The sequence below is a fragment of the Janibacter sp. Soil728 genome (assembly GCF_001428305.1).
Classification (GTDB): domain Bacteria; phylum Actinomycetota; class Actinomycetes; order Actinomycetales; family Dermatophilaceae; genus Janibacter.
The window spans coordinates 706,553-733,159 of the sequence record NZ_LMRZ01000001.1; the positions used below are offsets into that span (position 1 = coordinate 706,553).

Annotated in this window: 26 protein-coding genes; 19 read left to right on the forward strand and 7 right to left on the reverse strand. The window is 70.1% G+C overall.

Going from position 1 to position 26,607, the window contains the following annotated elements:
• Nucleotides 1–4: 4 nt before the first annotated feature.
• The 3 genes from ASG73_RS03415 to ASG73_RS03425 are packed head-to-tail and all read left to right on the forward strand — an operon-like array spanning nt 5 to nt 2,925.
• Nucleotides 5–1,138 carry a thiolase family protein gene (locus ASG73_RS03415; RefSeq protein WP_055990714.1) on the forward strand — a complete coding sequence of 378 codons (1,134 nt, stop codon included), beginning with the start codon at nt 5–7 and terminating at the stop codon, nt 1,136–1,138.
• 43 nt (nt 1,139–1,181) lie between these two features.
• Entirely contained in the window at nt 1,182–1,946 is a 765-nt protein-coding gene (locus ASG73_RS03420) for an SDR family NAD(P)-dependent oxidoreductase (protein WP_055990717.1), read from the forward strand.
• A gap of 25 nt (nt 1,947–1,971) precedes the next feature.
• A complete protein-coding gene (locus tag ASG73_RS03425; RefSeq protein WP_055990720.1) occupies nt 1,972–2,925 on the forward strand; it encodes a LysR family transcriptional regulator in 954 nt (317 codons plus the stop codon).
• Here ASG73_RS03425 and ASG73_RS03430 read toward each other — a convergent pair.
• Complete coding sequence (locus tag ASG73_RS03430) at nt 2,870–3,763, reverse strand: LysR family transcriptional regulator (RefSeq protein ID WP_055990723.1); 894 nt, start codon at nt 3,761–3,763, stop codon at nt 2,870–2,872. The genes ASG73_RS03425 and ASG73_RS03430 overlap by 56 nt on opposite strands.
• Nucleotides 3,764–3,905: 142 nt before the next feature.
• Between ASG73_RS03430 and ASG73_RS03435 the strand changes: the two genes are divergently transcribed.
• The 10 genes from ASG73_RS03435 (at nt 3,906) to ASG73_RS03480 (ending at nt 14,265) form a co-directional block, all read left to right on the forward strand.
• Nucleotides 3,906–4,994 (forward strand): MBL fold metallo-hydrolase, encoded by a 1,089-nt coding sequence (locus tag ASG73_RS03435; RefSeq protein WP_200946660.1) that lies wholly within the window; start codon nt 3,906–3,908, stop codon nt 4,992–4,994.
• Nucleotides 4,991–5,905, forward strand: coding sequence for an enoyl-CoA hydratase-related protein (locus ASG73_RS03440; protein ID WP_055990729.1), 915 nt, complete (start codon nt 4,991–4,993; stop codon nt 5,903–5,905). Before ASG73_RS03435 ends, ASG73_RS03440 begins: the two co-directional genes overlap by 4 nt.
• Before the next feature lie 265 nt (nt 5,906–6,170).
• Nucleotides 6,171–7,130 (forward strand): ABC transporter substrate-binding protein, encoded by a 960-nt coding sequence (locus ASG73_RS03445; RefSeq protein ID WP_055990732.1) that lies wholly within the window; start codon nt 6,171–6,173, stop codon nt 7,128–7,130.
• A 102-nt stretch (nt 7,131–7,232) separates the two neighbouring features.
• On the forward strand, nt 7,233–8,012 hold the full coding sequence (locus ASG73_RS03450; protein WP_200946662.1) for an ABC transporter ATP-binding protein: 780 nt from the start codon (nt 7,233–7,235) through the stop codon (nt 8,010–8,012).
• 3 nt (nt 8,013–8,015) lie between these two features.
• Complete coding sequence (locus tag ASG73_RS03455) at nt 8,016–8,777, forward strand: ABC transporter permease (protein WP_055990734.1); 762 nt, start codon at nt 8,016–8,018, stop codon at nt 8,775–8,777.
• Nucleotides 8,774–9,601 (forward strand): ABC transporter permease, encoded by an 828-nt coding sequence (locus ASG73_RS03460; RefSeq protein ID WP_055990737.1) that lies wholly within the window; start codon nt 8,774–8,776, stop codon nt 9,599–9,601. Before ASG73_RS03455 ends, ASG73_RS03460 begins: the two co-directional genes overlap by 4 nt.
• Nucleotides 9,598–10,401: a crotonase/enoyl-CoA hydratase family protein gene (locus ASG73_RS03465; protein ID WP_055990740.1), complete on the forward strand. Its 804-nt coding sequence runs from the start codon at nt 9,598–9,600 to the stop codon at nt 10,399–10,401. Before ASG73_RS03460 ends, ASG73_RS03465 begins: the two co-directional genes overlap by 4 nt.
• Nucleotides 10,402–10,438: 37 nt before the next feature.
• Nucleotides 10,439–11,581, forward strand: coding sequence for an acyl-CoA dehydrogenase family protein (locus tag ASG73_RS03470; RefSeq protein ID WP_055990743.1), 1,143 nt, complete (start codon nt 10,439–10,441; stop codon nt 11,579–11,581).
• On the forward strand, nt 11,578–12,645 hold the full coding sequence (locus ASG73_RS03475) for an acyl-CoA dehydrogenase (protein ID WP_055990746.1): 1,068 nt from the start codon (nt 11,578–11,580) through the stop codon (nt 12,643–12,645). Before ASG73_RS03470 ends, ASG73_RS03475 begins: the two co-directional genes overlap by 4 nt.
• 42 nt (nt 12,646–12,687) lie before the next feature.
• A complete protein-coding gene (locus tag ASG73_RS03480; protein ID WP_055990749.1) occupies nt 12,688–14,265 on the forward strand; it encodes an AMP-binding protein in 1,578 nt (525 codons plus the stop codon).
• An 84-nt stretch (nt 14,266–14,349) separates the two neighbouring features.
• Here the strand turns inward: ASG73_RS03480 and ASG73_RS03485 are convergent, their stop codons facing one another.
• From ASG73_RS03485 to ASG73_RS03500, 4 genes are all read right to left on the reverse strand, one after another.
• A complete protein-coding gene (locus ASG73_RS03485) occupies nt 14,350–15,495 on the reverse strand; it encodes a thiolase family protein (protein ID WP_055991435.1) in 1,146 nt (381 codons plus the stop codon).
• Between the two features lie 72 nt (nt 15,496–15,567).
• Complete coding sequence (locus ASG73_RS03490) at nt 15,568–16,341, reverse strand: SDR family NAD(P)-dependent oxidoreductase (RefSeq protein ID WP_055990752.1); 774 nt, start codon at nt 16,339–16,341, stop codon at nt 15,568–15,570.
• Complete coding sequence (locus tag ASG73_RS03495) at nt 16,338–17,426, reverse strand: acyl-CoA dehydrogenase family protein (protein ID WP_055990754.1); 1,089 nt, start codon at nt 17,424–17,426, stop codon at nt 16,338–16,340. The genes ASG73_RS03490 and ASG73_RS03495 overlap by 4 nt, the downstream gene beginning before the upstream one ends.
• A gap of 2 nt (nt 17,427–17,428) precedes the next feature.
• Complete coding sequence (locus ASG73_RS03500) at nt 17,429–18,604, reverse strand: acyl-CoA dehydrogenase family protein (protein WP_055990757.1); 1,176 nt, start codon at nt 18,602–18,604, stop codon at nt 17,429–17,431.
• Between the two features lie 132 nt (nt 18,605–18,736).
• On the opposite strand from ASG73_RS03500, the gene ASG73_RS03505 reads away from it, so the two are divergent.
• Genes ASG73_RS03505 through ASG73_RS03515 form a run of 3 tightly spaced genes read left to right on the forward strand, consistent with a single transcriptional unit; the run spans nt 18,737 to nt 22,274 of the window.
• Nucleotides 18,737–19,768, forward strand: a complete 1,032-nt coding sequence (locus ASG73_RS03505; protein ID WP_055990760.1) for an FAD-dependent oxidoreductase — start codon at nt 18,737–18,739, stop codon at nt 19,766–19,768.
• Nucleotides 19,769–19,822: 54 nt separating this feature from the next.
• The gene (locus ASG73_RS03510; protein ID WP_055990763.1) at nt 19,823–20,521 is read left to right on the forward strand and encodes an LppX_LprAFG lipoprotein; all 699 of its coding nucleotides are present in this window, start codon (nt 19,823–19,825) and stop codon (nt 20,519–20,521) included.
• Between the two features lie 13 nt (nt 20,522–20,534).
• Nucleotides 20,535–22,274: an MFS transporter gene (locus ASG73_RS03515; RefSeq protein WP_055990765.1), complete on the forward strand. Its 1,740-nt coding sequence runs from the start codon at nt 20,535–20,537 to the stop codon at nt 22,272–22,274.
• On the opposite strand, the gene ASG73_RS03520 is transcribed toward ASG73_RS03515, so the two are convergent.
• Nucleotides 22,236–23,132, reverse strand: coding sequence for an alpha/beta fold hydrolase (locus ASG73_RS03520; RefSeq protein ID WP_055990768.1), 897 nt, complete (start codon nt 23,130–23,132; stop codon nt 22,236–22,238). The genes ASG73_RS03515 and ASG73_RS03520 overlap by 39 nt on opposite strands.
• On the reverse strand, nt 23,129–23,941 hold the full coding sequence (locus tag ASG73_RS03525) for an exodeoxyribonuclease III (RefSeq protein ID WP_055990771.1): 813 nt from the start codon (nt 23,939–23,941) through the stop codon (nt 23,129–23,131). The genes ASG73_RS03520 and ASG73_RS03525 overlap by 4 nt, the downstream gene beginning before the upstream one ends.
• Before the next feature lie 39 nt (nt 23,942–23,980).
• Between ASG73_RS03525 and ASG73_RS17405 the strand changes: the two genes are divergently transcribed.
• Genes ASG73_RS17405 through ASG73_RS03540 form a run of 3 tightly spaced genes read left to right on the forward strand, consistent with a single transcriptional unit; the run spans nt 23,981 to nt 26,538 of the window.
• On the forward strand, nt 23,981–24,973 hold the full coding sequence (locus tag ASG73_RS17405; RefSeq protein ID WP_082566959.1) for an SRPBCC family protein: 993 nt from the start codon (nt 23,981–23,983) through the stop codon (nt 24,971–24,973).
• Nucleotides 24,974–25,021: 48 nt separating this feature from the next.
• On the forward strand, nt 25,022–25,768 hold the full coding sequence (locus ASG73_RS03535) for a dienelactone hydrolase family protein (RefSeq protein WP_055990774.1): 747 nt from the start codon (nt 25,022–25,024) through the stop codon (nt 25,766–25,768).
• On the forward strand, nt 25,765–26,538 hold the full coding sequence (locus ASG73_RS03540; protein ID WP_055990777.1) for an SDR family NAD(P)-dependent oxidoreductase: 774 nt from the start codon (nt 25,765–25,767) through the stop codon (nt 26,536–26,538). Before ASG73_RS03535 ends, ASG73_RS03540 begins: the two co-directional genes overlap by 4 nt.
• The last annotated feature ends 69 nt before the right edge of the window (nt 26,539–26,607 follow it).

Genomic DNA, 26,607 nt, shown 5'->3' on the forward strand with positions numbered 1-26,607 from the left:
ACCCATGAGAGACGCCGTCATCGTCGATGCCGTCAGGACCCCCGTCGGCAAGCGCAACGGATCCCTGGCCGGGATCCACCCGGCCGACCTCACTGCCCGAGTCCTCGGTGCAGTGACCGACTGGGTCGGGCTGGACCCGGTCGATGTCGACGACGTGATCTGGGGATGCGTCAGCCAGGTCGGAGACCAGTCCGGCAATGTCGCCCGCATCGGCGCGCTCGCTGCCGGCTGGCCCGAGTCCGTCCCCGGCACGACGATCGATCGCAAGTGTGGTTCGAGCCAGCAGGCGGTCGCCTTCGCTGCGGCCGGTGTCATCTCCGGCCAGTACGACATCGCGGTCGCCGGTGGTGTGGAGTCGATGTCCCGGGTGCCGATGGGCGCCAACCGTCTCGACGGCGACCCCTACTCGCCGTCGGTGTACGAGCGCTACAACGTCGAGCAGTTCAACCAGGGTGTCGGCGCAGAGATGGTCGCGGAACGCTGGCGCCTCAGCCGCGCCCAGCTCGACGAGTACTCGGCGCGCTCGCACGAGCGGGCAGCGGCCGCCATCGACAGCGGCGCTCTGGACGCGCAGCTGGCGGCGCTTCCCGGCATCCTCGAGGTCGACGAGGGCCTGCGACGGGGCTCGACCCCGGAGACCCTCGGAGGCCTGCGCACCGCCTTCGCCGATGACGGTGTGATCACCGCCGGCAACTCCTCGCAGATCTCCGACGGGGCAGGCGCTCTGCTCGTCACGACGAGCGAGGTGGCCGCTGCCCGCGGATGGACGCCCCTCGCCCGGATCCACACGACTGTCGTGACCGGCGACGACCCGGTCATCATGCTGACCGGCCCGATCCCCGCGACCCGCAAGGCGCTCGAGCGCTCCGGGCTGTCCATCGGGGACATCGGCGCCTTCGAGGTCAACGAGGCCTTCGCCCCCGTGCCCATGGCGTGGCAGGCGGAGTTCGGCGTCCCAGACGAGGCGCTCAACCCCTTGGGTGGAGCCATCGCCGTCGGTCACCCCCTGGGTGGCTCCGGCGCCGTCCTCATGACGCGTCTCGTGCACCACATGCGGGACAACGGCCACCGTTTTGGGCTCCAGACGATGTGTGAGGCCGGCGGTATGGCCAATGCCACCATCCTCGAGCTCCTCTGATCTCCAGCCTCCCCCAGCACCTCACTCCTGAAAGGCATCACCCGTGATCATCACCGGACAGTCCATCGCCGTGACCGGAGGCGCTTCGGGCCTCGGCCTCGGCACCGTGAAGAAGCTCGTCGAGGAGGGCGCCCGGGTCACGATCATCGACCTGCCCACCTCGGCTGGCGAGACCGTCGCCGCGGAGCTCGGTGACGCGGTCACATTCGCCGCGGCGGACGTCACCGACGCCGACCAGTTCGCTGCCGCCCTCGACGTCGCGGACGCGAAGGGGGGACTGCGCGGCCTCGTGCACTGCGCTGGTGCCGGTCGGCGCATGCGCATCCTCGAGAAGGACGGCTCCGCCGGTTCGCTCGAGGACTTCGAGTTCGTCATCCGTCTCAACATCATCGGCTCCTTCAACGCGATCCGTCTCGGTGCGGAGCGGATGGCCCGTCACGAGACCGAGGACAGCGACCGCGGTGCGGTGGTGCTCACCGCGTCGGTCGCTGCCTACGAGGGGCAGATCGGCCAGATCAACTACACGGCCTCCAAGGCAGGCATCGTCGGCATGACCCTCACTGCGGCTCGCGACCTCGCGAGCAAGGGGATCCGGGTCTGCACGATCGCGCCCGGCATCATGGACACGCCCCTCCTGGCACGCCTGCGGGACGACGTGCGGGCTTCGCTCGAGTCGACCGTGCCGAACCCGGCACGCCTGGGATCCACCGCCGAGTTCGGCTCGCTCGCCACGGAGATCCTGCGCAACGGCTACCTCAACGGCGAGACGATCCGTCTGGACGGCGCCATCCGGATGGCGCCGCGCTGATCCAACCCGTCGGCGCGGTGGTTGCGTGAGCGACTACCGTGCCGTCATGGACCTGCCCAAGCTCGAGTACTTCCTCGCCGTGCGGGACCACGGGAGCATCAACGCTGCGGCAGCCCAGCTCGGAGTCGCCCAGCCGACGATCTCCCAAGCGCTGCGAGCCCTCGAGCGCGAGTTCGGCATCGAGCTCTTCCACCGCATCGGACGCGGCATGGTCCTCACCTCGGCCGGGCACGCCCTGGCTGGTCCCGCACGCAGGCTGATGCGCGATGCGGCCACGACGGTCTCGTCGGTGAGCAACCACGAGGGCAACCTCGCGGGCGTCATCCAGATCGCGTCGGCGCCCTCTCTCGCGATGGGCCCGGTCGTGGAGCTGATCGCGCAGTTCCACAAACGACTGCCCCGCACCCAGGTGCACCTGGAGTGGCTGCGCGAGGACACGGCCGGGAGCGAGCTGCTGCGCAGCGGGGATGTCGAGGTCGTCCTGACCCACCTCCCCGTCGAGACCTTCACGCGCGGTCGGCCCGGTGACCGACCGCTCGACGTGCTCCCCCTGGGGATCCAGGAGTACTGGTACGCGGTCCCGCCCTCGCAGGCACACCTGCTGCCCCCCGGAGACGGGCCGATCGACATCGCCGACCTCCCGGACCTTCCCCTGGTGGTCGTGCCCGGAGGATCCTTGTCCGGCGAGATCGAGGCGGCGCTCACCGAGGTCGGGCGGGCCGTGCCACCAGCAGCGGTCCTCGAGCACCGTGAGGCGCGGCTGGCCTTCGTGGCGGCCGGGGTCGGTGGGACCTTTCTCGAGCGTGCCATGGCCGAGTCCGCGGCTGCGCGAGGCATCGTCTGCCGTCCGGTGGCGCCGGCCATGCGACGGTCCTTCGGCTTCGTCTACGACGCGAGCGAGCTCTCACCCGTGGGTGCCGCGCTCATCGATCTCGCAACGGAGTGGGTTGGGTCAAGGGCTGATGTAGCACTCGCATGAAGACCTGAGCCGCGGGGGAGAGGACTGCCTTGCGATGCACTGCCCCGATGGGACGCACGAGAGGTGGATCGGTCGGGATCGTGACGACGCGGCGGATGCGGGTTCGCGCGAAGTCGATCGGCAGGATCGCCGCCCCGACCCCTTGTTGGACGAGCTCCCACGCCGCGTGCCGGAAGGCGGTTCGGACGACGACGGTCGCGCCGGACGACCGGATGACCTCGTCGACCACATTGTTTCCGGTGCCCTCCCGACTCTCGAGGACGAGCGGCACCTCGTGGAGACGGTCGAGCGGGAAGGGGGATGGCAGATCGGCAGCGAGGTCCTGGGCGATGGCCAGCCCGAGCTCCTGATCACCGAAGGGCACGCTGACGAGCGGTCCCGTCGCGACGTCGAGATAGGTCAGGCCGATCTCCGCGCGACCGAGACGGACATCGGTGACCACCTCGGACGGCGACCCCGGCTCGGTGATGAAGAACTGGATGTTGGGGTGCAGCTCCCTCATCCGGGCGACGGCAGCCGGGAGCGGGTCGAGCGCCATGGCCGGGCTCGCCGCGATCCTGAGACGGCCCGACTGGAGGGCCCGGACCGAGGCCACCCGGGCGCGGGCGCGCTCGGCGTCACGCAACGTGACCCGTGCGCCGGTCTCGAAGACCTTGCCTGCGTCGGTGAGCGTCATCGTTCGTCCGCCCCGGTCGAAGAGCTCTGCGCCGACCTCGCGCTCGAGGCTGCGGATCGCCTGGGAGAGGGACGGCTGAGCGATGTAGAGCGCATTCGCAGCCTTGGTCACACCACCGTTGTCGATGACCGCCACGAAGTACTCCATCAAGCGCAGGTCCACCTGTGAACCATATCCCGCGCACCTCGCCGGGCGAGAGGCGTCGTCGGATAGGGCCGGGCTCATGACCGCATCGCTTCTCGGTCTTTGTCGGGGGCCGTGGCGGGCTGCTTGGGTGAGGTTTCGACAGCCTGAGGAGGCCATGGTGGAGATCACCGGAACGGCACAGCGAGAAGCGTGGCGTGAGGGAGTTCTCCCGCCGGTCGAAGAGGTCCGTCCCGGGCTGTGGTCGATCCCGGTGCCCATACCCGACAGCCCCCTGCGGTATGTCCTCATCCACCTGCTCGCGCACGAGCACGGTCTGCTCGTCCTCGACGCGGGCTGGGACCACGAGGACGCGTGGACGGCACTCACGCAGGGCATCATCGGGACGGGCCACGCCCTGACCGATGTCAGCGGCATCGTCGTCACCCACATGCATCCCGACCACTTCGGGCTCGCGCCACGGCTGCGTGAGGAGTCCGACGCATGGATCGGTATGCACCCAGCGGACGCCGCCCTCGTCCTGGAGCAGAACCCGGAGCAGGTGGCTGCTGCTCGCGCTGACGCCGTCGCCCAGCTGGTGGCTGCCGGGGCGCCGGATGCGCTCCTGGTCGGCGCCGGCACGATTGCGATGGAACGCCTGCCGCTCGACCACGGCGTCGATCGCGAGCTCCTCGACGGCGACACCCTTCGCATCGTCGGGTCCGAGCTCACGGTCGTCCACACGCCCGGGCACACGCCCGGTCACATCTGCCTCTTCGATGATCGGCGGCGGTTGTTCTTCTCCGGCGATCACGTACTGCCCCGGATCAGCCCGCACATCGCGGTCATCCCGGGCCAGCAGATCGACCCGCTCGGCGAGTACCTCGCCTCGCTGCGCAAGGTCGCCGCCTTCGACCCCGACGAGGTGCTCCCGGCCCACGAGTACCGCTTCCGGGGACTCGGCAGCCGGGCCCGCGAGCTCGTCGGTCACCACGAGGAGCGCCTCGACGAGCTGCTGGCCGCCATCCGATCGCTGCCCGCCCCGACGGCCAACGAGGTGTGCGACCAGCTGACCTGGTCCCGGCCCATCCTGACGATGGCCCCTCACCTGCGACGAATGGCGCTGCGCGAGACCATTGCCCACCTCGTCGTCCTCGAGCGGCGGGACCTCGTGCGTGCCCGGCCGGGGGTACCCGAGCGGTGGTTCCCCACGAGTGCCGGCGAGTCCACCCCTGAGCCCATCCACCTCGAAGCAGGAGCCCCACGATGACCACTGCAGAGACCCCTGAGCACGCCGTCGACCTCACCATCGAGGACGGCATCGCCACGGTGACGCTCGATCGACCCGATCGCCTCAACGCCTACAACCCGACGATGCGCACCCAGCTCATCGAGGCCTTCGACCGTACCGATGCCGACGACAGCGTGCGGGTCGTCGTGGTCACCGGCCGCGGGCGGGCCTTCTGCGCCGGCGCGGACCTCTCCCAGGGAGCCTCCACGTTCAACAGCGACACGGCCGACGAGCGGGGACCGCGGTGGCAGCACGGAGTCATCGAGGGCGTCCCCCGTGATGGCGGCGGCACGGTCAGCCTGCGCATCGCCCGCAGCCTCAAGCCGGTCATCGCAGCGGTCAACGGCCCTGCCGTCGGCATCGGTGCCACGCTCCAGCTGCCGATGGACATCCGCATCGCCGCCGCATCGGCTCGCTTCGGCTTCGTCTTCGCTCGTCGTGGGTTGGTCCCGGAGGCCGCTTCGAGCTGGTTCCTCCCGCGGGTCGTCGGCATATCGACCGCCATGGAGTGGGTCGCGACCGGGCGGTTGATCGACGCGCAGGAGGCCCTGGCGGGCGGGCTCGTCTCCCGGGTCGTCCCGGACGAGGACCTGCTGCCGACGGCGTACGCGATCGCCCGCGAGATCGCCGACAACACCTCGCCCGTCGCGGTCGCTGCGTCGCGCCAGATGCTCTGGCAGATGCTGGGCGAGAGCAGCCCCTGGGAGGCGCACCGCGTCGACTCGCAGGCCATCCACCACCTCGGCGCCGGTGCCGACGTGGCAGAGGGCGTGCGCGCCTTCCTCGACAAGCGCAGCCCGAGCTTCCCCATGACGGTGTCCCGCGACTACCCCGACTTCGTCCCGGCCTGGCCGGCGACCCCGAAGGACGTCGTCGAGCAGGCGCCCTGAGCCAGCGCCACGGGTGAGCGAAGGGGGGAGCAGTTCACGAGGCTCCCCCCTTCGCCATGTGGGCACGTCCACGACCTCACTGCATAGGCCATGGCTATACATCACTTCGCACTCATGTCTTTGCCCCCGTCACCCTGCCGGTGATCCGATGGGACCACACCAAAGCGATGTCACACCGTGGGATCCACCGCGGTCGAACCGCTCCCAGTCGAGATCAACGAGGATCAAGATGAACGCCTTTCGCCCACGTACTTCCCTTGCCGCGGTGCTTGCCGTCAGCGCCCTGACGCTCTCCGGGTGCGGCGGTAGCGACGCCCCCAGCAAGAACGCGGACGGTACCCAGCCCCTGCGCGTGACGATGGTCCCCGGCGTCTCGAGCCTGCCGATCAAGGTCGCGATGGAGAAGGGCTACTTCAAGGACGAGGGCCTGGAGATCGATCTCACCGAGGGCCTCGAGGTCTCGGCCTGGCAGTCCGCCGCCGGCAAGCAGTTCGACATCGTCTTCACCAACAGCGCGGTCTACGCGCCCTCGCTCGCCAAGGGCCTGGACAACACCCTGATCAACAACACGACGAACGCGTCCGATGACTACGTGAGCATCACGCTGGCCACCAAGGACAAGATCAAGAGCCTCAAGGACCTCAAGGGCAAGAGGATCGGAGCGCCGACGCTCACCGGTCTCACCGCGGAGTCGCTCAAGTACCTCATGGCCGAGGCCGGTGTGAAGCCGACCGAGTACGAGATCGTCCAGATGCCCTACAGCAGCCACCCGGACAACCTGAAGTCCGGCAACATCGACGCCGCGCTCACGGCCAACCCGTACTACGGATCCCTCGAGCGAGCCGGGATGAACCTGTGGGGCAAGGACCTCGCGGTGGAGGCCCACAAGGAGGTCAGCGCCGGCAAGGTCACGACGGCCTCTTCGTCGATGTACGCCGCGAACACGAAGTGGGTCCAGGACAACCCCGACCTCGTCAATGCCTGGCTCGACGGCCTGCAGAAGGGCGTCGACGACGTGAACAAGGACGAGGCCGGCGCGCGCGCTGTCCTGCAGAAGTGGCTGAAGATGCCCGACCAGCTGGCCAAGGACGCGATCATCCCCGAGTACACGCTCGAGAACACGCCCGCGCAGCACGAGGCCACCTGGAATGTCCTCAAGGCCAACGGGACGATCAAGGGCGACTACCCGGAGGACAAGATCAAGGTCTACGAGCCGAAGGACTGACGCCGGTAGCGGGGGCGACGCCTCCCGGCGGCGCCCCTGCCGGCCGCCATCTCGCACCATCTGCCGAACCCTGCAGCGAAAGGCACCACCATGACCGAACCGATGTATGAACTCGACTCAGTGTCCGTCGACCTGTCGAACACCGCAGGTACGCGACGCATCCTCGAAGACGTCACGATGCGGGTGAACCCCGCAGAGGTGGTGGGCATCGTCGGCCGCTCCGGGACGGGCAAGACCACGCTGATGCGGGCACTCGGCGGGCTGACCCCCATCACCGAGGGGACGTTGACGCTGCAGGGCAACCAGGTGAACGGGCCGCCCGACGGCGTCGTGACGATCTTCCAGGACTACGGCAACGCGCTCCTCCCGTGGCGCACCGTCGCGAAGAATGTCGCGCTGCCGCTCGAGGGCCGGATGGCCAAGAGCGAGATCGCCGGACGAGTCGAGAGCGCCATCGACGCCGTTCAGCTGCGGGGCCGGGAGGGCGACTACCTGTCCAGCCTCTCCGGTGGCATGCAGCAGCGCGTCCAGATCGCTCGTGCCCTGGCTCTGGACCCGCGCGTGCTCCTCATGGACGAGCCCTTCGGTGCGCTCGACGCGTTGACCAAGGCCTCGCTGCAGGATGTCCTCCTGCAGCTCCACGAGACCAATGCGGCGACGATCATCTTCATCACGCACGACCTGGAAGAGGCGATCTATCTCTCCGACCGGACGTACGTCATCGCCGGCAATGTCTCCAAGGGTGAGCCCGGCCACCTGTCGATGGATGTCGACGTCGATCTCGAGCGGCCGCGCAACCAGATCACGACTCGTGAGCACCCGCGTTTCCTCGAGCTGCGTCACCGGTTGAGCGGCGCCATCGAACTGGTCAAGGGGGCCTGAGTCATGGCGCTGCTTCGCCGTACCAACCCGCTGGGGATCGGGGTGATCCTCCTCGTCGTCGCCCTGTGGCAGCTGCTCGCGGTCGTCGGTCCCTTCGCGGACTTCTCGTCATTGCCGTCGCCGACCGAGGTGGTCACCGGGTTCCGCGAGCTCGTCGAGACCGACTCCCTCGTCCAGCCGGTGCTCCACACCATCGGTGTCGCCCTCACCGCCACGGCGATCGGGGTCGTCTCGGGTGGCGTCTTCGGGCTGCTCCTCGGGCTGTGGACCGGCTTCCGGTTCTTCACCGGGTCCAGCTTTGACGTCCTGCGCACGATCCCGGTCGTCTCGATCATGCCGGTGCTGCTCCTGGTCCTCGGGGCCGAGATGCGCACCGAGGTCATCGTCGGCGCGATCGCGTCGACCTGGCCGATGCTGGTCAACACCACCGACGGCGTCCGGGCCGTCCACCCCCGACTGGGTGAGGTGGGACGGATGTTCCGCTTCAGCCGGATGAAGTCGGTGCTGCGTCTGACCCTGCCGGCCATCGTCCCGAGTCTGCTCGTCGGAGTACGTCTGGCCGCGGTCACTGCGCTCATCGCGACGATCATCGCCGAGATGATCATCGTCCCGAGCGGGATCGGGTGGTCGCTCATCACGGCGCAGAACTCACTGCAGATTGGTCAGGAATGGGCTCTCGTGGTCGTGTGCGGTTGGTTGGGTTGGATCTTCAACATCGGTCTGACCACTGTGGTCAACCGCCTGCAGCCGGGACAGGCCCGATGAGCGCCGCGATCGCCGAGGCGGCCGTGGGCAAGCGGACCGGCCGGCAGGCAGGGCCCAAGCGCACTCGTCGGATCGGGTCCTCGCGTCCGCTCGGGTTCGTCCTCGGGCTGAGCCCTCTCGTCCTCGGACTCATCCTCTGGGAGGTCTTCGGGGACCCGACCTCCTTCACCTTCCCTCCTCCCAGCCAGTGGTGGACGGCCGCCCAGGGCATGCACCAGGAGGGCCTGCTCGTCGTCGCCGTCTGGCGCACGATGCTCACCTTCCTCCTGGGGCTGGCGATCAGTGTCTTCGTGGGCGTCGTCCTCGGCTGGGCCATCGGTGCGTCTCGCCGGGTCGAGCTCGCTCTCAGCCCGCTCCTCGACTTCTTCCGGTCGATGCCCTCGCCGGCCCTCGTCCCGATCGCCACGGTGATCTTCGGCGTCAGCATCGGGATGAGCGCGATCGTCATGCTCATCGCGATCGTCTGGCCCGTGCTGCTGGCGACCGTGACCGCACGCCAGACGATCCCGCCCGTGAGACTCGAGATGGGTCGGGTGCTCGGTCTGTCCACGATCGACCAGCTGCGCAAGGTCGTCTTCCCATCGCTCCTCCCGGCGATCATGACCGGGACCCGCGTGGCGGTGTCCCAGGGCTTCGTCATCGCCCTCCTCATCGACATCATCGGCTCGGGTGCCGGTGTCGGACGACTGCTCGTCGTGCGACAGCAGACCTTCGACGCGGCGTCCGTCTGGGCACTTCTGGTGGTCATCGGGCTCTTCGGCCTCGTGGCCAACGGCGTCGTCGCCATCCTCGACCACCGCGTGCAGAAAGGCTGGCGCTCATGACCTCCGAAGCAGTGCTCATCGACCGGGACGGGTTCACCGAGACCTGGACCGTCAACCGTCCGGAGCAGCGCAACCCGGTCTCCGACAGCGACGTCGTCGACGCCCTCGTGGCGCACGTCGACCGGGTCAACCGGGACCACGACGTGCGCGCGATCGTGCTGACAGGTGCCGGTTCCGCGTTCTCCGCCGGTGGCAATGTCAAGGACATGGCGAAGGGGGTGCCCCCCTTCGGCGGGCCACCCCACCTCTCCCGCGAGGGCTATCGCCATGGGATCCAGCGCATCCCGCGGGCCTTCGCTGCGCTGGACGTGCCTGTCGTCGCCGCGGTCAACGGCCCGGCGATCGGCGCCGGGTGCGACCTCGCGCTGATGTGCGACCTGCGGATCGCATCGAGTGATGCCTTCTTCGCGGAGAGCTTCGTCAAGCTCGGGATCATCCCGGGCGATGGTGGTGCCTGGCTCCTGCCGCGGGCCGTGGGCGCGGCCCGGGCCGCGGAGATGGCCCTCACCGGTGACCGGGTCGATGCGGCGACGGCGCTCGAGTGGGGTCTGGTGAGCCGGGTCGTCGCACCCGAGGAGCTGTTGCCCACGGCCCGTGCCCTGGCCGCACGGATCGCCGTGAATCCTCCGCACGCGGTGCGAGGCGCCAAGCGGTTGCTCCGGGAGGCGCAGCACCAGGGCCTCGACAGCAACCTCGAGCTCGCGGCTGCGATGCAGCCGCTGATGCACGCCACCCGGGACCATGCCGAGGCAGTGTCAGCGATGCTTGAGCGGCGCGCCCCCGAGTTCACCGGGACATGATGGCGACGGCAGCACGACCGTCCAAGAGAGGCATGACATGACAGCTTCGCTCACTCCTGCGGTGAACTCCGAGGACGAGACCCTCCGCTCCCTTCGGCGTGAGGTGCGCGAGTTCCTCGCGGACGAGGTGGCCCGCGGCGACATCACGCCCGGGGTCGACACCTGGTTGACCCAGTGGGACACCGCCTTCACCCGTCGGCTGGCTGAGCGCGGTTGGCTCGGCATGACGATCCCCACGGAGTACGGCGGCCGTGGGCGCAGCTTCATGGAGCGCTTCGTCGTCACCGAGGAGCTGCTCGCCGCTGGCGCGCCCGTCGCCGCCCAGTGGGTGGCCGACCGACAGATCGCGCCGACCTTGTTGCGCTTCGGGACCCCGGTGCAAAGAGAGCGATACCTGCCCGGCATCGCCGCCGGTGAGCTGTGCTTCGCCATCGGGATGTCCGAGCCCGACTCCGGTTCAGACCTCGCCTCCGTGCGGACGAAGGGGGAGCGGGTCGACGGCGGCTGGAAGGTCACCGGGACGAAGGTGTGGACGAGTGGCGCGCACGAGGCCGATGCCTTCTTCGCGTTGGTGCGCACCTCCCCGGTCGACCCGCAGGACCGGCATGCAGGACTGAGCCAGCTCATCGTCGAGCTGCGACAGCCCGGGGTCGAGATCCGCCCGATCATCTCCATGGGGGGCCAGCACCACTTCAACGAGGTGCACCTCGACGGGGTCTTCGTGCCCGACGAGCTCGTCCTGGGCGAGATCGGCGCCGGATGGCGGCAGGTGACGAGTGAGCTCGGTTTCGAGCGGTCGGGTCCGGAGCGCTTCATGTCGACCATCCGACTGCAGGCCGAGGTCGTGCGTGCGGCGGCTCATGACTCGGTGGCCGACCCCGAGATCGGGGCGACCCTCGCTCGGATCTGGGGACTGCACCAGATGTCCATGGCGGTGTCCGGGGCGCTGCAGCGCAGCGAGGACGCCGATGTTGCTGCTGCACTGGTCAAGATCATCGGGACCGACCTCGAGGGCAGCATTGCCGAGACGGCCAACCTGACGCTGGGTGCCGGGGGCTCTGACGATCGGCTGGCCCGTCTGATGACGACGTCGCTCCTGCAACGTCCGGGGTTCACACTGCGCGGCGGGACGACGGAGATCCTCCGTGGTGTCGTCGCCCGAGGATTGGGGATGCGATGAGCACGACGACGAGGACCACCGATCCGAGCGCCCCTGATCCTGAGATCGCCGCCGTGATCCACCAGATCATCTCCGAGCACGCCGCGTCCGGTCACCCGCAGGAGGGTCGCCTCGATCGCGAGCTCTGGGGCACGTTGGCGGCAGCCGGCCTCACCCGCATCACCGGTTCAGAGGACCGAGGCGGGAGCGGGGCGGGGTGGCCCGAGGCGGCCGCCCTGATCCAGGAGTGCGCTCGACATGGTGCCCTCGTGCCCGTCGTCGAGAACGACCTGCTGGCGGGATGGCTCCTCGACCAGATCTCGGCGCCGGATGACGACGCGACCCGAACTGTCGCGATCGTGGATGCTGCGGGCGCAGCCGATGACGTCGCCTGGGCGGGGGGTACCGACCGCGTGGTGCTCCTCTGGCAGCACGATGGGACCTGGCAGCTCGCGGATGTCGCGACGCACGACCTCACGGTCACGGCGGCGGCAGAGCTGAGCGACGCACCCTGCGGACACGTGCGCGTCGACCTCGCCACGCTCGCCGGGCAGCCGGTCCCGGGTCACCTCCTCGAGGAGCTGTGCCTGCGCTGGACCTGGGCCCGCAGCCTGCAGGTCAGCGCGGCTCTCGAGGCCGCGCTCGACTCCGCCGTGCGACACACGACCGAGCGGGTCCAGTTCGGCCGTCCCCTTGCCCGGTTCCAGGCAGTGCAGCACCTCGTCGCCGACATGGCCGTCGAGGCAGGACTGGCCCGCGTGGCTGCCACGGCGGCCCTCGTGGAGGTGGTGCGCTCGGGCTTCACCGCCGACGCGAGTCGCTTCGCCATCGCTGCGGCTGCCTCGTGCGTCGGTCACGCCTCGAGCACGGTCGTGCGTCAGGCACACCAGGTCCACGGTGCGATGGGCACCACCCGCGAGCACGACCTGCACCTCGTGACCAGGCCGGTCCTCCGGTGGCGCAACGACCCCTTCCCCGTCCGGCACTGGGACCGGGTTCTCGCGGAGCTGGCGGTGGCCCAAGGGCCCGACGGGCTGTGGCCCCTGGTGACTGACGGGCTGGCACCCCGGCTGCCCATCACCTGAGCTCGGCCCCTCATGCCCAGTACCAGTCGAAGGAGACTGTCGATGTCGACCATCTTTGAGCGGAGCGTGGCTCCCGACGTGGGAGCTGCCGAGCTGGAGCTCTCACGGACCAACACCCCGATCTCCTGGCTGCTGCGCCACGCGCACGAGCTGCCCGACCACGTGGCCCTGCGGTTCGAGGGGGAGACGACGACCTATGCCGAGCTGCTCGAGCGGGTTCGGGCGACGGCGGGAGTCCTGGCGGAGCTGGGCGTGAAGCGGGGAGATCGGGTGATCCTGCTGTCCCCCAACCGGTCCGAGTTCGTCGACACCACGCTCGCGGTCCTCTACCTCGGCGCGATCGTCGTCCCGGTGAACTTCAGGTTGGCCGCCGGCGAGGTGTCCTACCTGATCGACAACGCAGAGCCCACGGTGATCGTCGTCGACGGCGAGCTGCTGAGGCTCGGTCTGGACGCGCTCCGCTCGCACGGGAGCGACATCCCGGTCGTCAGCCTCGACGCGAGGACTGACGGCGGGCTCTCCCTGCGGGAGCTCGCCTCGGCCAGCACGCCCGCGCCCGTCGCCATGGGGCATACGGACGACGCCGCGATCATGTACACGTCGGGGACGACCGGCCGCCCCAAGGGAGCGGTCCTCACCCACGGCAACTTCAGCTCCAGCGCCCTCCGGACGGCGAAGGCCTGGGGGATCGACGACAGCGACACCCTCATGGTCGCTTCCCCGCTCTTCCACATCGCTGCCTTCTGCTCGTACCTGGGGCACCTGGTGGTGGGCGCGGGCGCGCTCATCATGCCGAGCCGTGCCTTCGACGCCACCGAGATCCTCGACGCGATGGAGTGCGAAGGTGTCACGACGACCTTCCTCGTCCCGGCGCAGTGGCAGCTGCTGTGCGACGAGCCACGCGTCGGTGAGCGAGACCTGAGGCTGCGCTACATGAGCTGGGGGGCTGCGCCGGCCACCGAGGCCCTGCTTCGCCGGATGATGCAGACCTTCGAGGGGGCAGGTGTCACGGCAGCGTTTGGCCAGACGGAGACCACCGCGTCCGGGGTGTCGCTGCCTGCAGCGGATGCCCTGCAGCGGGTGGGTTCGGTCGGCCGACCGATCTACGGCTTCTCGATCCGGGTCGTCGACGCGCAGATGGATGACGTCGCGGTGGGTGAGGTGGGCGAGATCGTCTATCGAGGCACCGGTGTCATGTCGCGGTACTGGCGCAACGAGGAGGCGACGGCGGAGGCCTTCTACGGAGGCTGGTTCCACTCGGGTGACCTCGTGCGCCAGGACGAGGAGGGATTCCTCTACGTCGTCGACCGGATCAAGGACATGATCATCTCCGGCGGGGAGAACATCTACTGCGCCGAGCTGGAAAATGTCATTGCCGATCACCCGAAGGTGGCTCAGGTCGCCGTCGTCGGCCGCGCCGACGAGCGGTGGGGCGAGATCCCGGTGGCTGTCGTCATCCCGGCAGAGCCCAGCGACCCGCCGACCCTGGACGAGGTCCGTGAGTTCTGCGACGGGCGCCTGGCCCGGTACAAGCTGCCCAAGGAGCTCATCGTCCGTCAGGACTACCCGCGCTCGGGCACCGGCAAGATCCTCAAGTCAGCTCTGCGCGAGGAGATCTGAGCGCCGATCGACCCATCCCTCCCCGCGATGACCTGTGCCCGGCCCCCACGTGGGAGCCGGGCACAGGTCGTTGGAGGGTCGAGGTCAGAGGGCCTCGATGATGGTCGCGTTGGCCTGACCGCCGCCCTCGCACATCGTCTGGAGTCCGTAGCGCAGACCCTCCCGGCGCATCCGGTGGATCATGGTGGTCATCAGCCGGGCGCCGGAGCCACCGAGCGGGTGGCCCAGGGCGATGGCACCGCCGTCGGGGTTGACCTTGTCGGGGTCGGCTCCGAACTCCTTCGTCCAGGCCAGGGCTACCGGGGCGAAGGCCTCGTTGACCTCGAAGGTGTCGATGTCGCCGAGAGACAGGCCGGAACGATCGAGGGCCTTCCGGGTCGCCGGGATCGGGCCGGTGAGCATGAGGACCGGCTCGGAGCCGACCACGGCAACCGTGTGCACGCGGGCGATCGGGGTGAGTCCGTGCTCGTCCGCGAGCTCCCTGGACATCACGAGGATCGCGGCAGCACCGTCGGACATCTGCGAGGAGTTGGCTGCAGTGATGAGACCGTCGTCCGCGAAGGCGGGCTTGAGCCCGGCGAGCCGGTCCATCGTGCCGCCGCGTCGCACCCCTTCGTCCTGCGTGACGACTGTGCCGTCCGGGGTGGTGATGGCGACGATCTGCTCGTCGAAGGCGCCTGAGTCCTGAGCCCGGGCGGCCCGGGAGTGGCTCTCCAGAGCCAGGGCGTCGCAGTCCTCCCGGCTGATGTCCCACTGCTCGGCGATCATCTCGGCACCGATGCCCTGGTTGGGGCGGGTCCCGCCGACGCGCTCGAGGAAGCTCGGCCCGTAGTTGTCGGCCTCACCTCTCGACGAGCCCATGGGTACTCGGGTCATCGACTCGACACCACCTGCGACGACGGCGTCGTAGTGCCCGGCGACAACTCCTGCGACCGCGAAGTGGAGGGCCTGCTGGGAGGACCCGCACTGCCGGTCGATGGTGACCCCGGGGACCTCGAGCGGCCACCCCGCAGCGAGCACCGTGGTGCGGGCGATGTCACCACTCTGCTCGCCGCCCTGACCGACGCACCCCCAGATGACGTCGTCGACGAGGTCGGCGGAGATCCCTGCCCGGCCGACGAGCCCCTGGAGCACCTGGGCGCCGAGCTCGACGGGGTGCAGGTCAGCGAAGACCCCGCCCCGCTTGCCGACAGGGCTGCGGACGGCGCTGACGATGACTGCTTCCCTCATGGGGTGCTCCTGCTTCATGTGTGGGCAGCCGTCATCGACGACGGCCGCGTGGGTTGATGGTGGTGGTCTGGATCAGAAGATCGTGTAGCCGCCGTCGACGACGACGGTCGTGCCCGTCTGGTACCCGGAGGCATCCGAGGCGAGGAGCACGGCGACGCCGGCGAAGTCCTGCGGCTGTCCCCAGCGGCGGATCGGCACACGGGAGATCACGGTGTCCGTGAACTTGTCGGACGACTGGCTGGCCCGGGTCATGTCCGTGGCGATCCAGCCGGGCAGCACGGAGTTGACCCGGATGCCGTGGCGGCCCATCTCGACGGCGGTCGCCCGGGTCATCGAGGTGACGGCGGCCTTCGTCGCGCCGTAGGCCTGGTTGCGGGCTGCGCCGTCGATGGCCGCGACGCTGGCGATCGTGATGATCGAGCCGCCGCGCTCGGCGGCGACCATCGCGCGGCAGACCTCACGCATCGTGAGGTAGGCGCCGTCGAGGTTGGTGGCGAGGACCTGCCTGTAGTCGTCGGTCGTCGACTCGAGGAAGGGGGTTCGCCCGCCTCCCACGCCCGCGCTGACGATCGCGACGTCGACCCCGCCGGCGGCGACGAGTGCGTCGACACCCGCGATGACTGCCGCTTCGTCAGAGACGTCGACGACGCTCGTGGTCACCTCGGTGCCGAAGGCGGCCAGTCGCTCACGCGCCTCGTCGAGGCGGCTGGCGGTGCGGCCCCACAGGTGCACGGAGGCACCGTGACGGACGAGCCCCTCTGCCATGCCGAGGCCGATGCCGGACCCGCCACCGGTGACGAGTGCCCGCTTGCCCGTCAGGTCGAAGAGCCCGCCCGGGGTGGTCACCCGAGAACCTCGACACTGCGGTGGTCGGCAAGTCGGGTGGCGAGCTCGGCCTGCTGGGAGCGGCGGTCGCCCCATGTGCGAGTGATGGCGGTGAGCCGCGCGGTCAGGTGGCTCACGGGGTGCTCTGCCGTGACGCCGATGCCCCCGTGCATCTGGATGGCCTCCTGGCCGACGAGTCGGGCCGCGCGGTCCACGACGAGCCGGGCGCGGAGGACGTGGTCGGCGTCGACGGGACGCTCGTCCGCGACCATCGCGGCGTAGAGGGTTGCGCTGCGAGCGATCTCGAGCTGCGCGTACATGTCGGCCGCGCGATGCGTGAGCGTCTGGAAGCTGGCCAGCTTGCGACCGAACTGGGTCCGCGTGTCGAGGTAGTCGGTGGTGAGGCGCAGGGCCTCGTCCATCGCGCCGACCGCCTCGGCGCACAGGACGACGCCACCGAGTGCGAGAGCCTCGCTGATGGCGCTGTCCGCAGCCTCACCCTGCGCGAGCAGGGTCGCTGACGTGCCGTCGAGGACGACCTCGGCGTTCGCCGCCTCCGGGGCCGTCACGAGGAAGACGCCGGTGCCGCCGTCCGTCGCAGCGGTCACGACCAGGTGGGTCGCGTCCGGGCCGTAGGGCACAGGGGCCTTGGTCCCGGTGAGGGTCCAGGCATCGCCCGACCCGCTGGCGACGACGTCCGTCGGCTGCGGTGACCAGGCGCGTAGCGGCTCGGCGAGTGCCGGGATGGGCAGCGCGGTGCCCTCGGACAGGCCGCCGAGGAGCTCACGACGTACGGCGTCGGACGCGAGGGAGGCGATGAGCGAGCCGGCGACGATCGTCTCGGCGAGAGGCACCTGCAGGCGGGCCCGGCCGAGCTCGGTCGCGGCAGCCGAGACATCGGTGAAGCCGGCGCCGATGCCGCCGTCCTCCTCGGCCCACACGAGGGCCGGGACACCGGCCTGGACAAGGCTCTGCCAGAGCGCGTCATCATGGCCGGAGGGGGCGCCGGACTCGCCGCGCTCGGCGGCGGGGGAACCGTGCCGGCGGAGCGTGCCGCGGACAGCCTCGGCGAGAGCCTGCTGCTCGTCGGTGGGGGAGAAGTCCATGGTCAGCCCTTCAGTCCAAGAATGGTGGCCGCGACGATGCCGCGCTGGACCTCACTGGATCCGCCGTAGATGGTCGCCTTGCGGTAGTTCAGGTAGGTCGGGACACTGCGCGCGGCCCAGCCGGGCACGGACTCGAGCTCGTCCCAGATCAGGGCCATCGGACCGCTGATGTCGACAGCCAGCTCCAGGACCTCTTGCTGCAGCTGCGAGCCGCAGAGCTTGAGGATCGACGAGGCCGGGTTGGGACGACCGTTCTCGGAGCCGCCGGAGACCCGGACGACGGTCAGCTCCAGGCCCATGAGCTGCGACTCGAGGTCGACGAAGCGGGCAGCGATGGCCGGGTCGTCCAGGAGACTCCCGTCACCGAGGCGCACCTGCTGCGCGTGCTCCTTGAGCTCGGCGAGCCAGCGCTTGATCAGGCCGGTGTTGGCCACGCCGACCCGCTCGTTGCCGAGGAGGAACTTGGCGTAGTCCCACCCACGGTTCTCCTCGCCGACGAGCTGGTCGGCAGGGACGCGGACATTGTCGAAGAAGACCTCGTTGACCTCCGTATCGCCGTCGATCGTGCGGATCGGGCGGACGGTGATCCCTTCGCTCTTCATGTCGAGCAGGATGAAGGAGATGCCGGCCTGCTTCTTGGGGGCATCGGGGTCGGTGCGGACGAGGGCAAACATCCAGTCCGCGTGCTGGCCGAGGGTGGTCCAGGTCTTCTGACCGTTGACGACGTACTCGTCGCCCTCACGGACGGCGGTCGTGCGCAGCGCCGCGAGGTCGGAGCCGGCACCCGGCTCGGAGAAGCCTTGGCACCACCAGATCTCGGCGGTCGCTGTCCTGGGGAGGAAGCGCTGCTTGAGCTCCTCGGACCCGAAGGTGGCGATCACCGGGCCGACCATCGAGGCATTGAAGGGCAGCGGCGGCGGCACGCCGGCCGACTGCAGCTCGCTGTTCCAGATGTGCTTCTGCAGCGGCGTCCAGTCCTGGCCTCCCCACTCGGTCGGCCATCCGGGCGTCGCCAGACCCGCTGCGGCGAGCGTCGACTGGCTGAGTCGGATGTCCTCTGGCGTGAGCTTCCGTCCAGAGGTGACCTTCTCACGGAGATGGGCAGGGAACTCCTGGGTGAAGTAGTCCCGCATACGCTGCTGGAAGGCGGACTCGTCCGCAGAGAGGCGTCGTTGCATGACGCCAAACTAGCGACCGGGTGACGAGGTGAACATGGGTTCGCGAGATTCTTTGCCTATGCACGTATCTACTCCGGCCTATGGGAGGGGCTCGCCCGGGCAGCTGGACGCCCGGGCTGGCACGCTGGGACCGTGCGGACTCGCGAACACGTCCTGATCGTCGGTGGTGGCGTCGCCGGGCTGGCGCTCGCCGCGGCCCTCGACCCCCGTCGCATCCACGTCACCCTCGTGGAGGAGCGGCCCGAGCGGGCCGGGGCAGGAACGGTGCTCGCCATGTGGCGCGGCGGTCGCGATGCGCTCGACGACCTCGGCGTGGGGGAGCGGGTGCGCGCCACGTCCCGTCCCGTCGAACGCGTCGTCCTGCGCGACGCCTCAGGGCGAGCGCTGCACGACATCGCTCCCTCCCTCTGGTTCACCCCACGAGCCGACCTGGTCGCGGCGCTCGAGGCGGCGCTCCCTTCGTCCGTCACGCGACTGACCCGGCTGGTCACGGACTCGCGGGCGCTCGCCACGCAGCTCGGTGCCGACATCGTCGTCGGTGCCGACGGGGTGCGCTCGGCAGTGCGTCAGCACGCGTGGGCCGGTTCGGCGCCGGTGACCACTGACTGGATCGCCTTGCGCGGCCACCTGCCCGGACCACCTGAGCGCGTGGCCACGGAGTGGTGGGGGCCGGGCGGCCTCTTCGGCACGACTCCCGGGCCGCAGGGCGCGGCGTGGTTCTGCGCGCTGCGCGGCGGCCGTGGCGCCACCGTCGACCCGGCCGAAGCGCTCGCGCTCGCACGCGGCCACTTCGCCGACTGGGACCCGCGGGCCCGTGCGGTCCTCGCAACCGTCGGCGAGCAGGCCGACGCGCAGCGGATCCTGCTCGCGCCCCGACTGCGCACCAGCGCCAGCGACAGGCTCGTCCTCATCGGCGACGCGGCCCACGCGATGAGCCCCAACCTCGGTCGCGGCGCCAACGAGGCCATGGAGGACGCCGTCGCCCTCGCCGAGATGATCCACCGCCACGGGACGAAGGGAGCGCCCCGCGCCTTCAGCAGACGCCGCCACCTGCGCGGCCAGGTCCTGCGGACCGCCGCCTCGATCGGGCTCCGCGCCGCGACGACGCGCCATGCCGCTCCGGCGCGCGATGCGCTGCTGCGCACCGTGGCGACCCTCTCCTGAGGGAGAGGACACAGGTGGAGCACGAGGAGCCCGCCAGCGGTTAGGTTTGCCGACATGCGACGACGTTCACTCCTTGCCGCCGTGCCCCTCGCCCTGACCCTCGGCCTGGCCGCCGGGTGCTCGGGGTCCGGCGACGCGACCCCACCGAAGCAGGCCCTCGAGACGGCCCGCACGACCTTCGTCGAGGCGGGGACCGTGGGCTTCGACCTCAAGCAGTCGGCTCTGCCCAAGGGCCGCAACGGCGTCAGCGCAGCCAGCGGCTCCGGCGTCATCGACAAGACGACCCCCAAGTTCCAGGGCCAGGTCACCGGTGTCATCGACGGCAACTCGGCCGGGGTCGAGATCATCGCCATCGACGCCAAGACGTGGATGTCCTTCTTCACCAAGGACTTCAACCCGGTCGACATGAAGGACCTCGGCGCACCCAACCCGGCCGAGTTCTTCCGCACCGGCAGCGGCGTCGACCAGATCATCGCGCACACGACCGACCCGGTGGCGGGCGAGCGCACCCGCAGCGGTGACACCGTCCTGCAGGAGTACACCGGCAAGGTCCCCAAGGCGGACGTCAAGCGCCTCTTCGGCCTCGGTGAGGGCGGGGACACCTTCGACGTCACCTATGCCATCGAGCCCGACAGCGGCGAGCTGCGCACCGTGAAGATCTCCGGTGACTTCTACAAGGAGGCACCGACCACCTTCACGCTCAAGCTCAAGGACTACGGCAAGAGCGTCACGATCGACAAGCCCGCCACCTGAGGTGGGCGGCCCCATGACCGGGACCAATCCCCGGACCCTGCTCGCGCTCGCCTCCACGGCCGTGGCGCTGGCCGCGGCTGACACCTATGTCGTCGTGCTGGCGCTCACCGACATGATGAGCGGCGTCGGTCTCGGCCTGGACAACCTGCAGCGCGCTGCCCCGATCATCTCCGGGTTCCTCCTGGGCTACATCGCGGTCCTGCCCCTCATCGGGCGCCTCGCGGACGTCATCTCCCGCTCGCGCATCCTGCTGGGCTGCCTCGTCGTCTTCGTCGTCGGCTCCGGGATCACCGCGCTGGCCGTCGACCTCGACATCCTCGTCGCCGGCCGCGTCGTCCAGGGCATCGGTGGTGGGGGACTGGTCCCGGCGACCCTGGCGCTCGTCGCCGACCTGTGGCCCCCGGGGCGACGTGGCCTGCCGCTCGGCATGGTCGGCGCCGTCCAGGAGCTCGGCTCCGTCCTCGGCCCTCTCCTCGGTGCGGCCGTCCTCGCCGTCGCCGACTGGCGAGCGATCTTCTGGCTCAATGTCGTCCTCGGCCTCCTGCTCTTCCTCGCGATCGCCCTCGTGACCCGCGGCGCGGCCTTCGAGACGGCCGCGGGTGGCCTCCGGGTCCTGAGGAGGCCGTCCGCGGCCGTCTCGAAGGGCAGGGACCGGGGGCGCGTGGTCACCACAGCGCTCGGGGTGCTCACCGTCGGCCTGCTCTGGCTGACGCTGGCGGCACCCCCTTCGCTCGCGTCGGACGTCTATCTCGGGCTGCCCTTCGTCCCCTTCGCCGGGGACAGCCGGCTGGTCACACCGATCGGTGTGGTGACGCTCGCCCTCGCCGTGCTGCTCGTCGTGCTGACGATCCGCCACTGGTGGCCGCCGCTGCGGGAGAGCGACCTGCCCGGCGCGCTGCTGCTCGGCACGGTCCTCGGGTGCATCGTGCTCACCTTCGCCTCGGCCGACCCGGAGTCAGAGGTCGTCGGCCCGCTCGGGTATGCCCTGCTGCCCGTCGCGGGCATCGCCGCGCTCGGTTATGTCTGGCGGCACCGCACCGCGGCCTCGCCGCTCGTCCCGCGCGGCACCGTCCGTGGCCGCACCGGCTGGGCGTTGGTCGTCTCGCTGCTCGTCGGCGTCGCACTCGTCTCGGTCGTCGTCGACGTCCCGCTGTTCTCCCGGCTGACCACGTCCGGGTCGCAGACCGATGCGGCGATGGAGCTGGTCAAGTTCCTCGTCGCCGTGCCTGTGGGCGCGCTCTTCGGCGGCTGGATCCTGCGCTGGGTCGGCGACGGTCTCTCCGCGGGTGTCGGGTTGCTGCTCGCCACCGGCGGCCTCGTCGTCATGTCCGGATGGGACCGCGGCTCGCTCACCGAGATCACCTCGACGATCACCCTCGCGGTCGTCGGTTTCGGCCTGGGCATGGCCCTCGCGCCGGTCAACGACGCGGCGCTCGCGGACTCCCCGCAGCACGCCCACGGGACGGCGTCGAGTCTCGTCGTCGTCGCGCGGATGGTCGGCATGGTCGTCGGCCTCGCCCTGCTCACCGGCGTCGGGCTGCACCGCTACTACCAGGCCGTCGAGGCGCTGCCGCGTGAGCAGCAGACGAGCGGTCAGGCTCTGCTCGATGCTGCGCTGCTGCAGGTGCAGACCGTCTTCGTCGGTGCTGCCGGGGCTGCGTTCGTGGGCGCGCTCGTCGCCTTCGTCTTCCTCGGTGTGCGTCGCCGGGAGGGCTCAGGCTCGCTGGCTCGTGGGTTCGGCGTCGAGGAGTAGCTCGATCTTGTCGGCGACCGTCGCGCTCGCCTCGTAGGTGATCATGTGGCCGACCCCGGGCACCATCCAGAAGTCCGACCCAGGGATGAGCGCGGCAAGGCGGCGCCCCGCGGAGACGGGGGTGAGCCGGTCCTTGCGGCCGGTGAGGACCACAGTGCGCACGTGGGCGAAGGGGGCGACCCCGGTCCGCAGATCGAGATCACCGATCGCGCGGTACCAGTCGGCGACCACATTGGCTCGGGTCTGGCTGGTCTGCTGGACCGTGGCGCGCACCGCCTCGGGGTCCGGGTTGTCCCCGAAGAGGTTGGCAGCCGTGAGCCGGGCCGTCGTCGGTAGGCCCGGGAAGCGTGCGGGGGCCTTGGCGAGCAGGCCCATGACGAGCACCTCGCCGGGCACGCCCCGACGGCCGGGCAGGTGTGCGGCGGTGCCGACGAGCGCGACGCCCCGCACCCGGGCGAGCACGAGGTCGGGGTCGACCTCGCCGAGAGCCATGACCGTCATCCCGCCCATCGAGTGGCCGCCGAGGACGACATCGCCCTCCGGGGCCGTCTCTGCAAGGACCTCGCGCAGGGCCGCGCCGAGGTCGAGCAGGGACACGTCGCGGTCGAGACCGGAGCTGGAGCGTCCGTGGCCGGGCTGGTCGTAGGTGACGACCCGCAGATGGGGCCGGCGCTGCTGCAGGTCGACGACCACCGGGTCCCACACCTCGTGGGTGCCGCACCAGCCGTGGGCGAGGACGAGTGTCGGTCCCTGCGCGAAGCCGCTGGGAGCCGGGTGCTCGAAGACTGCGAGGCGGGCACCGTCGGGAGCGGTGACCGTCCGTCGGGTGCCCGGGGCGGGGTGGGCCAAGGGGCTCACAGGTTGGTCCGCGAGTCACCGATGTCGCCGTCGAGGCCGACGATGACGGGGGCGTGGTCGCTGGCGCCCTTGCCCTTGCGCTCCTCGCGGTCGATCGACGCGCCGCTCACGCGAGCGGCGAAGGAGGGCGAGCCGAGGACGAAGTCGATGCGCATGCCGCGCTTCTTGGGGAAGGCGAGCTGCTGGTAGTCCCAGTAGGTGTAGGTGCCCGGCCCGGGGGTGTGCGGGCGGGTGACGTCGACGAAGCCGGCGTCGAGGAAGGAGTTGAAGGCTGCGCGCTCTGGCGCGGAGACGTGCGTCTTGTCGGCGAAGTACTCCATCGACCAGACGTCCTCGTCCTGGGGCGCGACATTCCAGTCGCCGCACAACGCGGTCGGGGTGCCGTCTGCGGTCCACTCGAGCGCACGCTGCTTGAGCTGCTCGAGCCAGGCGAGCTTGTAGGTCATGTGCGGGTCCTCGAGCGTGCGGCCGTTGGGCACGTAGAGCGACCAGACACGCACGCCACCGCAGGTCGCGCCGATCGAGCGCGCCTCAGGGGCGACGGGGTCGCCGAAGCCGGGGTCGCCGTCGAAGCCGATCGACACGTCCTCCAGACCGACGCGGGAGAGGATCGCCACGCCGTTCCACTGGTTGAGGCCGTGGTGGGCGACCTCGTAGCCCAGCTCGGTGAAGCGGTCATACGGAAACTGCTCCTCCTTGGCCTTGGTCTCCTGGATGGCCAGGACGTCGACGTCGCTGCGCTGCAGCCAGGCCTCGACGCGGTCGACGCGGGAGCGGATGGAGTTGACGTTCCAGGTAGCGATGCGCACGGCGCCACCCTAGCCATCGGGACTGACACCCTTGAGCCCATGGCCGACTTCGAGCTGTCCCGCACGACGCATGTCGTCGCCGACCCCGGGACCGTGCACGCCCTGATCGACGACTTCCGGCAGTGGACGCGCTGGTCGCCGTGGGAGGGCGCCGACCCCGACCTGCGGCGCACCTACGCAGGACCCGACCACGGCGTCGGCTCGACGTACCAGTGGTCCGGCAATGCCAAGGCCGGTGAGGGGCGGATGGAGATCGTCTCCTCGACGCCGAGCGAGGTCGTCGTCGACCTGCGCTTCGTCAAGCCCTTCAAGGCGACCAACGTCACGACCTTCTCCCTTCGTCCGATCGGAGGGGGCACGGACGTCACCTGGACGATGACCGGGCAGCGCAGCGCGGTGATGGGCCTGATGGGCACGCTGTTCTTCGACAAGGCGATCGGCAAGGACTTCGACAGGGGGCTCGCCGCGATGAAGCGGACGGCTGAAGCAAGCAGACCTCCCCGAAGCCATGCCCCCGGGAGCTACCGCTACGGCCTTGGCTGGAACGCCAGGCTGAAGAAGCCCAAGGAGGAGATCGACGAGCCAACGGCCAGGCAGCGCTTTGCGCAGGGCCCCATGTTTGCCGTCAGCAGGGTGGCCGAGGGGCAGGCCGTGGCTGACTTCACCCTGTACGTTGCGGCCGAGGGCTCCCACGTGAGGGTCCAGCGCTATGACGCGAACGGCTCCGTCGTGGAGGTCTACGACTTCGCCGTCGTCGAGGGTGACGACCGGCTGTTCATGGACAACTACACGGTCTACGTCTACGCCGACGATGCGAGGACGACGCGGACATTCAGCCAGTCCGTCGCCCACAAGTCGTGGGTCTTCCGCCAGGACGGCACCGCGACCTGCCGCGATGTGGTCACGTCCATGCCGGACGCCAGGATCTCGGAGTACCGCGACCTCGACGTCTCGGGGCACTGGCGGGCGCGACCGAGCTTCGGCGACTGGGACGGCTACGGCGAGCATCCCGAGCCGAGCGACGCGGGCTGAGCCCGCGGGTCTGGCCATGGCCGCGGCGGGTCGTTAGCGTCGGGCAGCATGCGACCCCTCATCGAGATCCCTGCCGCCGACGGAACCGCCGAGGCGCTCGTCGCCCGGCCCGACGACGGCAACCACCCCGGAGTCCTGCTGTGCATCGACGCCCTCGGCCTGCGCCCACGCATCCAGGAGATGGCTGATCGCATCGCCTCCTGGGGCTACATCGTCCTCGCGCCCAACACGATGTACCGGTCCGGGACCGCGGCGCAGACCACTCCGACGACTGACCTGCGCATCCCCGAGGAGCGGGCTGCCTACGGCAAGAAGGTCGGCCCCTACCTCGCCCTGCTCACGGGTGCGGCGATCGATGCCGACCTGCCCCACTACCTGTCCGCGTTGCGCGGTCTCGACGGGGTGGGCGAGGGCCCCGTGGGCGTCACCGGCTACTGCATGGGTGCCAAGCTCGCGACCCGGTGCTCCGGGTTGGACCCGAGCGTCGCGGCCTGCGGTGGCTTCCACGGGGCCATGCTCGCGACGGACGACGACGACAGCCCGCACCTCACCCTCGGTGGCGCGCAGGCGGAGTTCGTCTACGGCCATGCCGACAACGACCAGGCGATGACCCCGCAGATGGTCGAGCGGCTCGACGCCGCGCTCGCCGAGCACGGGCTGGTCGCCCAGAGCGCCGTCTACCCGCAGGCGCCCCACGGCTACACGATGAGCGACACCTCGAGCCACCAGCAGGCCGGCGAGGACCGCCACTGGAGCGAGCTGCAGGCCCTCTTCGCCCGGACCCTCGGCGCGTGAGCACCGCCCTCGTCACCGGAGCGACCGCCGGCATCGGCCGCGAGTTCGCCGTCCAGCTCGCGGCGAAGGGGGACGACCTCGTCCTCGTCGCCCGCGACAGTGCGCGCCTGGACGCGCTCGCCGCCGAGCTGGGTGGTGCTCACGGCGTCGCCGTCGAGGTGATCTGCGCGGACCTGTCCGACCGGGCCGCGCTGGAGCGGGTGGCCGAGCGGCTGCGCGACCCGGCCCGGGCCGTGGACCTGCTGGTCAACAACGCGGGCTACGGGCTGGGCTCTCCCTTCGTCGACACGACGGTCGAGGACGAGGAGCGGCTGCTCGACGTGCTGGTGCGGGCGGTCCTCGTGCTCAGCCATGCCGCGGCCGGGGCGATGGTCGTGCGGGGGAGCGGACGGATCATCAACGTCTCGTCCGTCGCCGGGCTGCTCACGAGCGGGACCTATGCGGCATCCAAGGCCTGGGTCATCACCTTCAGCGAGTCGATCGCGGCACAGCTGGCGCCGCGCGGGGTCGGGGTCACCGCGCTGCTGCCCGGGTACGTGCGCACCGAGTTCCACGAGCGCGCGGGGATCGACAAGAAGCGCAACGGTCCCTTCTGGCTCGACGCGCCGGACCTCGTGCGCCAGGCCCTCGCCGACTCCGAGCGTGGTCGCGTCGTGTCCGTCCCGAGCCCGCAGTACAAGGCGGTCGTCGGCGTCGTGCGCCACCTGCCCCGGGTGCTGCTGCGCAACCCGCGGGTGACCGCGCTGCACCGCAAGAACCCGAGTCCCTGACAGGCCCTCCCGCAATCGCCGTTCGTCTGCATTGCCCTATGGCAATGCAGACGAACGGTCACCCGGGTT

Excerpts from the sequence above, each read along its gene's own strand:
- ASG73_RS03415 (WP_055990714.1), top strand. The coding sequence starts at position 5 with ATGAGAGACGCCGTCATCGTCGATGCCGTCAGGACCCCCGTCGGCAAG.
- ASG73_RS03440 (WP_055990729.1), top strand. The coding sequence starts at position 4,991 with ATGACCACTGCAGAGACCCCTGAGCACGCCGTCGACCTCACCATCGAG.
- ASG73_RS03450 (WP_200946662.1), top strand. The coding sequence starts at position 7,233 with ATGTATGAACTCGACTCAGTGTCCGTCGACCTGTCGAACACCGCAGGT.
- ASG73_RS03455 (WP_055990734.1), top strand. The coding sequence starts at position 8,016 with ATGGCGCTGCTTCGCCGTACCAACCCGCTGGGGATCGGGGTGATCCTC.
- ASG73_RS03460 (WP_055990737.1), top strand. The coding sequence starts at position 8,774 with ATGAGCGCCGCGATCGCCGAGGCGGCCGTGGGCAAGCGGACCGGCCGG.
- ASG73_RS03465 (WP_055990740.1), top strand. The coding sequence starts at position 9,598 with ATGACCTCCGAAGCAGTGCTCATCGACCGGGACGGGTTCACCGAGACC.
- ASG73_RS03470 (WP_055990743.1), top strand. The coding sequence starts at position 10,439 with ATGACAGCTTCGCTCACTCCTGCGGTGAACTCCGAGGACGAGACCCTC.
- ASG73_RS03475 (WP_055990746.1), top strand. The coding sequence starts at position 11,578 with ATGAGCACGACGACGAGGACCACCGATCCGAGCGCCCCTGATCCTGAG.
- ASG73_RS03480 (WP_055990749.1), top strand. The coding sequence starts at position 12,688 with ATGTCGACCATCTTTGAGCGGAGCGTGGCTCCCGACGTGGGAGCTGCC.
- ASG73_RS03485 (WP_055991435.1), bottom strand. The coding sequence starts at position 15,495 with ATGAGGGAAGCAGTCATCGTCAGCGCCGTCCGCAGCCCTGTCGGCAAG.
- ASG73_RS03495 (WP_055990754.1), bottom strand. The coding sequence starts at position 17,426 with ATGGACTTCTCCCCCACCGACGAGCAGCAGGCTCTCGCCGAGGCTGTC.
- ASG73_RS03500 (WP_055990757.1), bottom strand. The coding sequence starts at position 18,604 with ATGCAACGACGCCTCTCTGCGGACGAGTCCGCCTTCCAGCAGCGTATG.
- ASG73_RS03510 (WP_055990763.1), top strand. The coding sequence starts at position 19,823 with ATGCGACGACGTTCACTCCTTGCCGCCGTGCCCCTCGCCCTGACCCTC.
- ASG73_RS03515 (WP_055990765.1), top strand. The coding sequence starts at position 20,535 with ATGACCGGGACCAATCCCCGGACCCTGCTCGCGCTCGCCTCCACGGCC.
- ASG73_RS17405 (WP_082566959.1), top strand. The coding sequence starts at position 23,981 with ATGGCCGACTTCGAGCTGTCCCGCACGACGCATGTCGTCGCCGACCCC.
- ASG73_RS03535 (WP_055990774.1), top strand. The coding sequence starts at position 25,022 with ATGCGACCCCTCATCGAGATCCCTGCCGCCGACGGAACCGCCGAGGCG.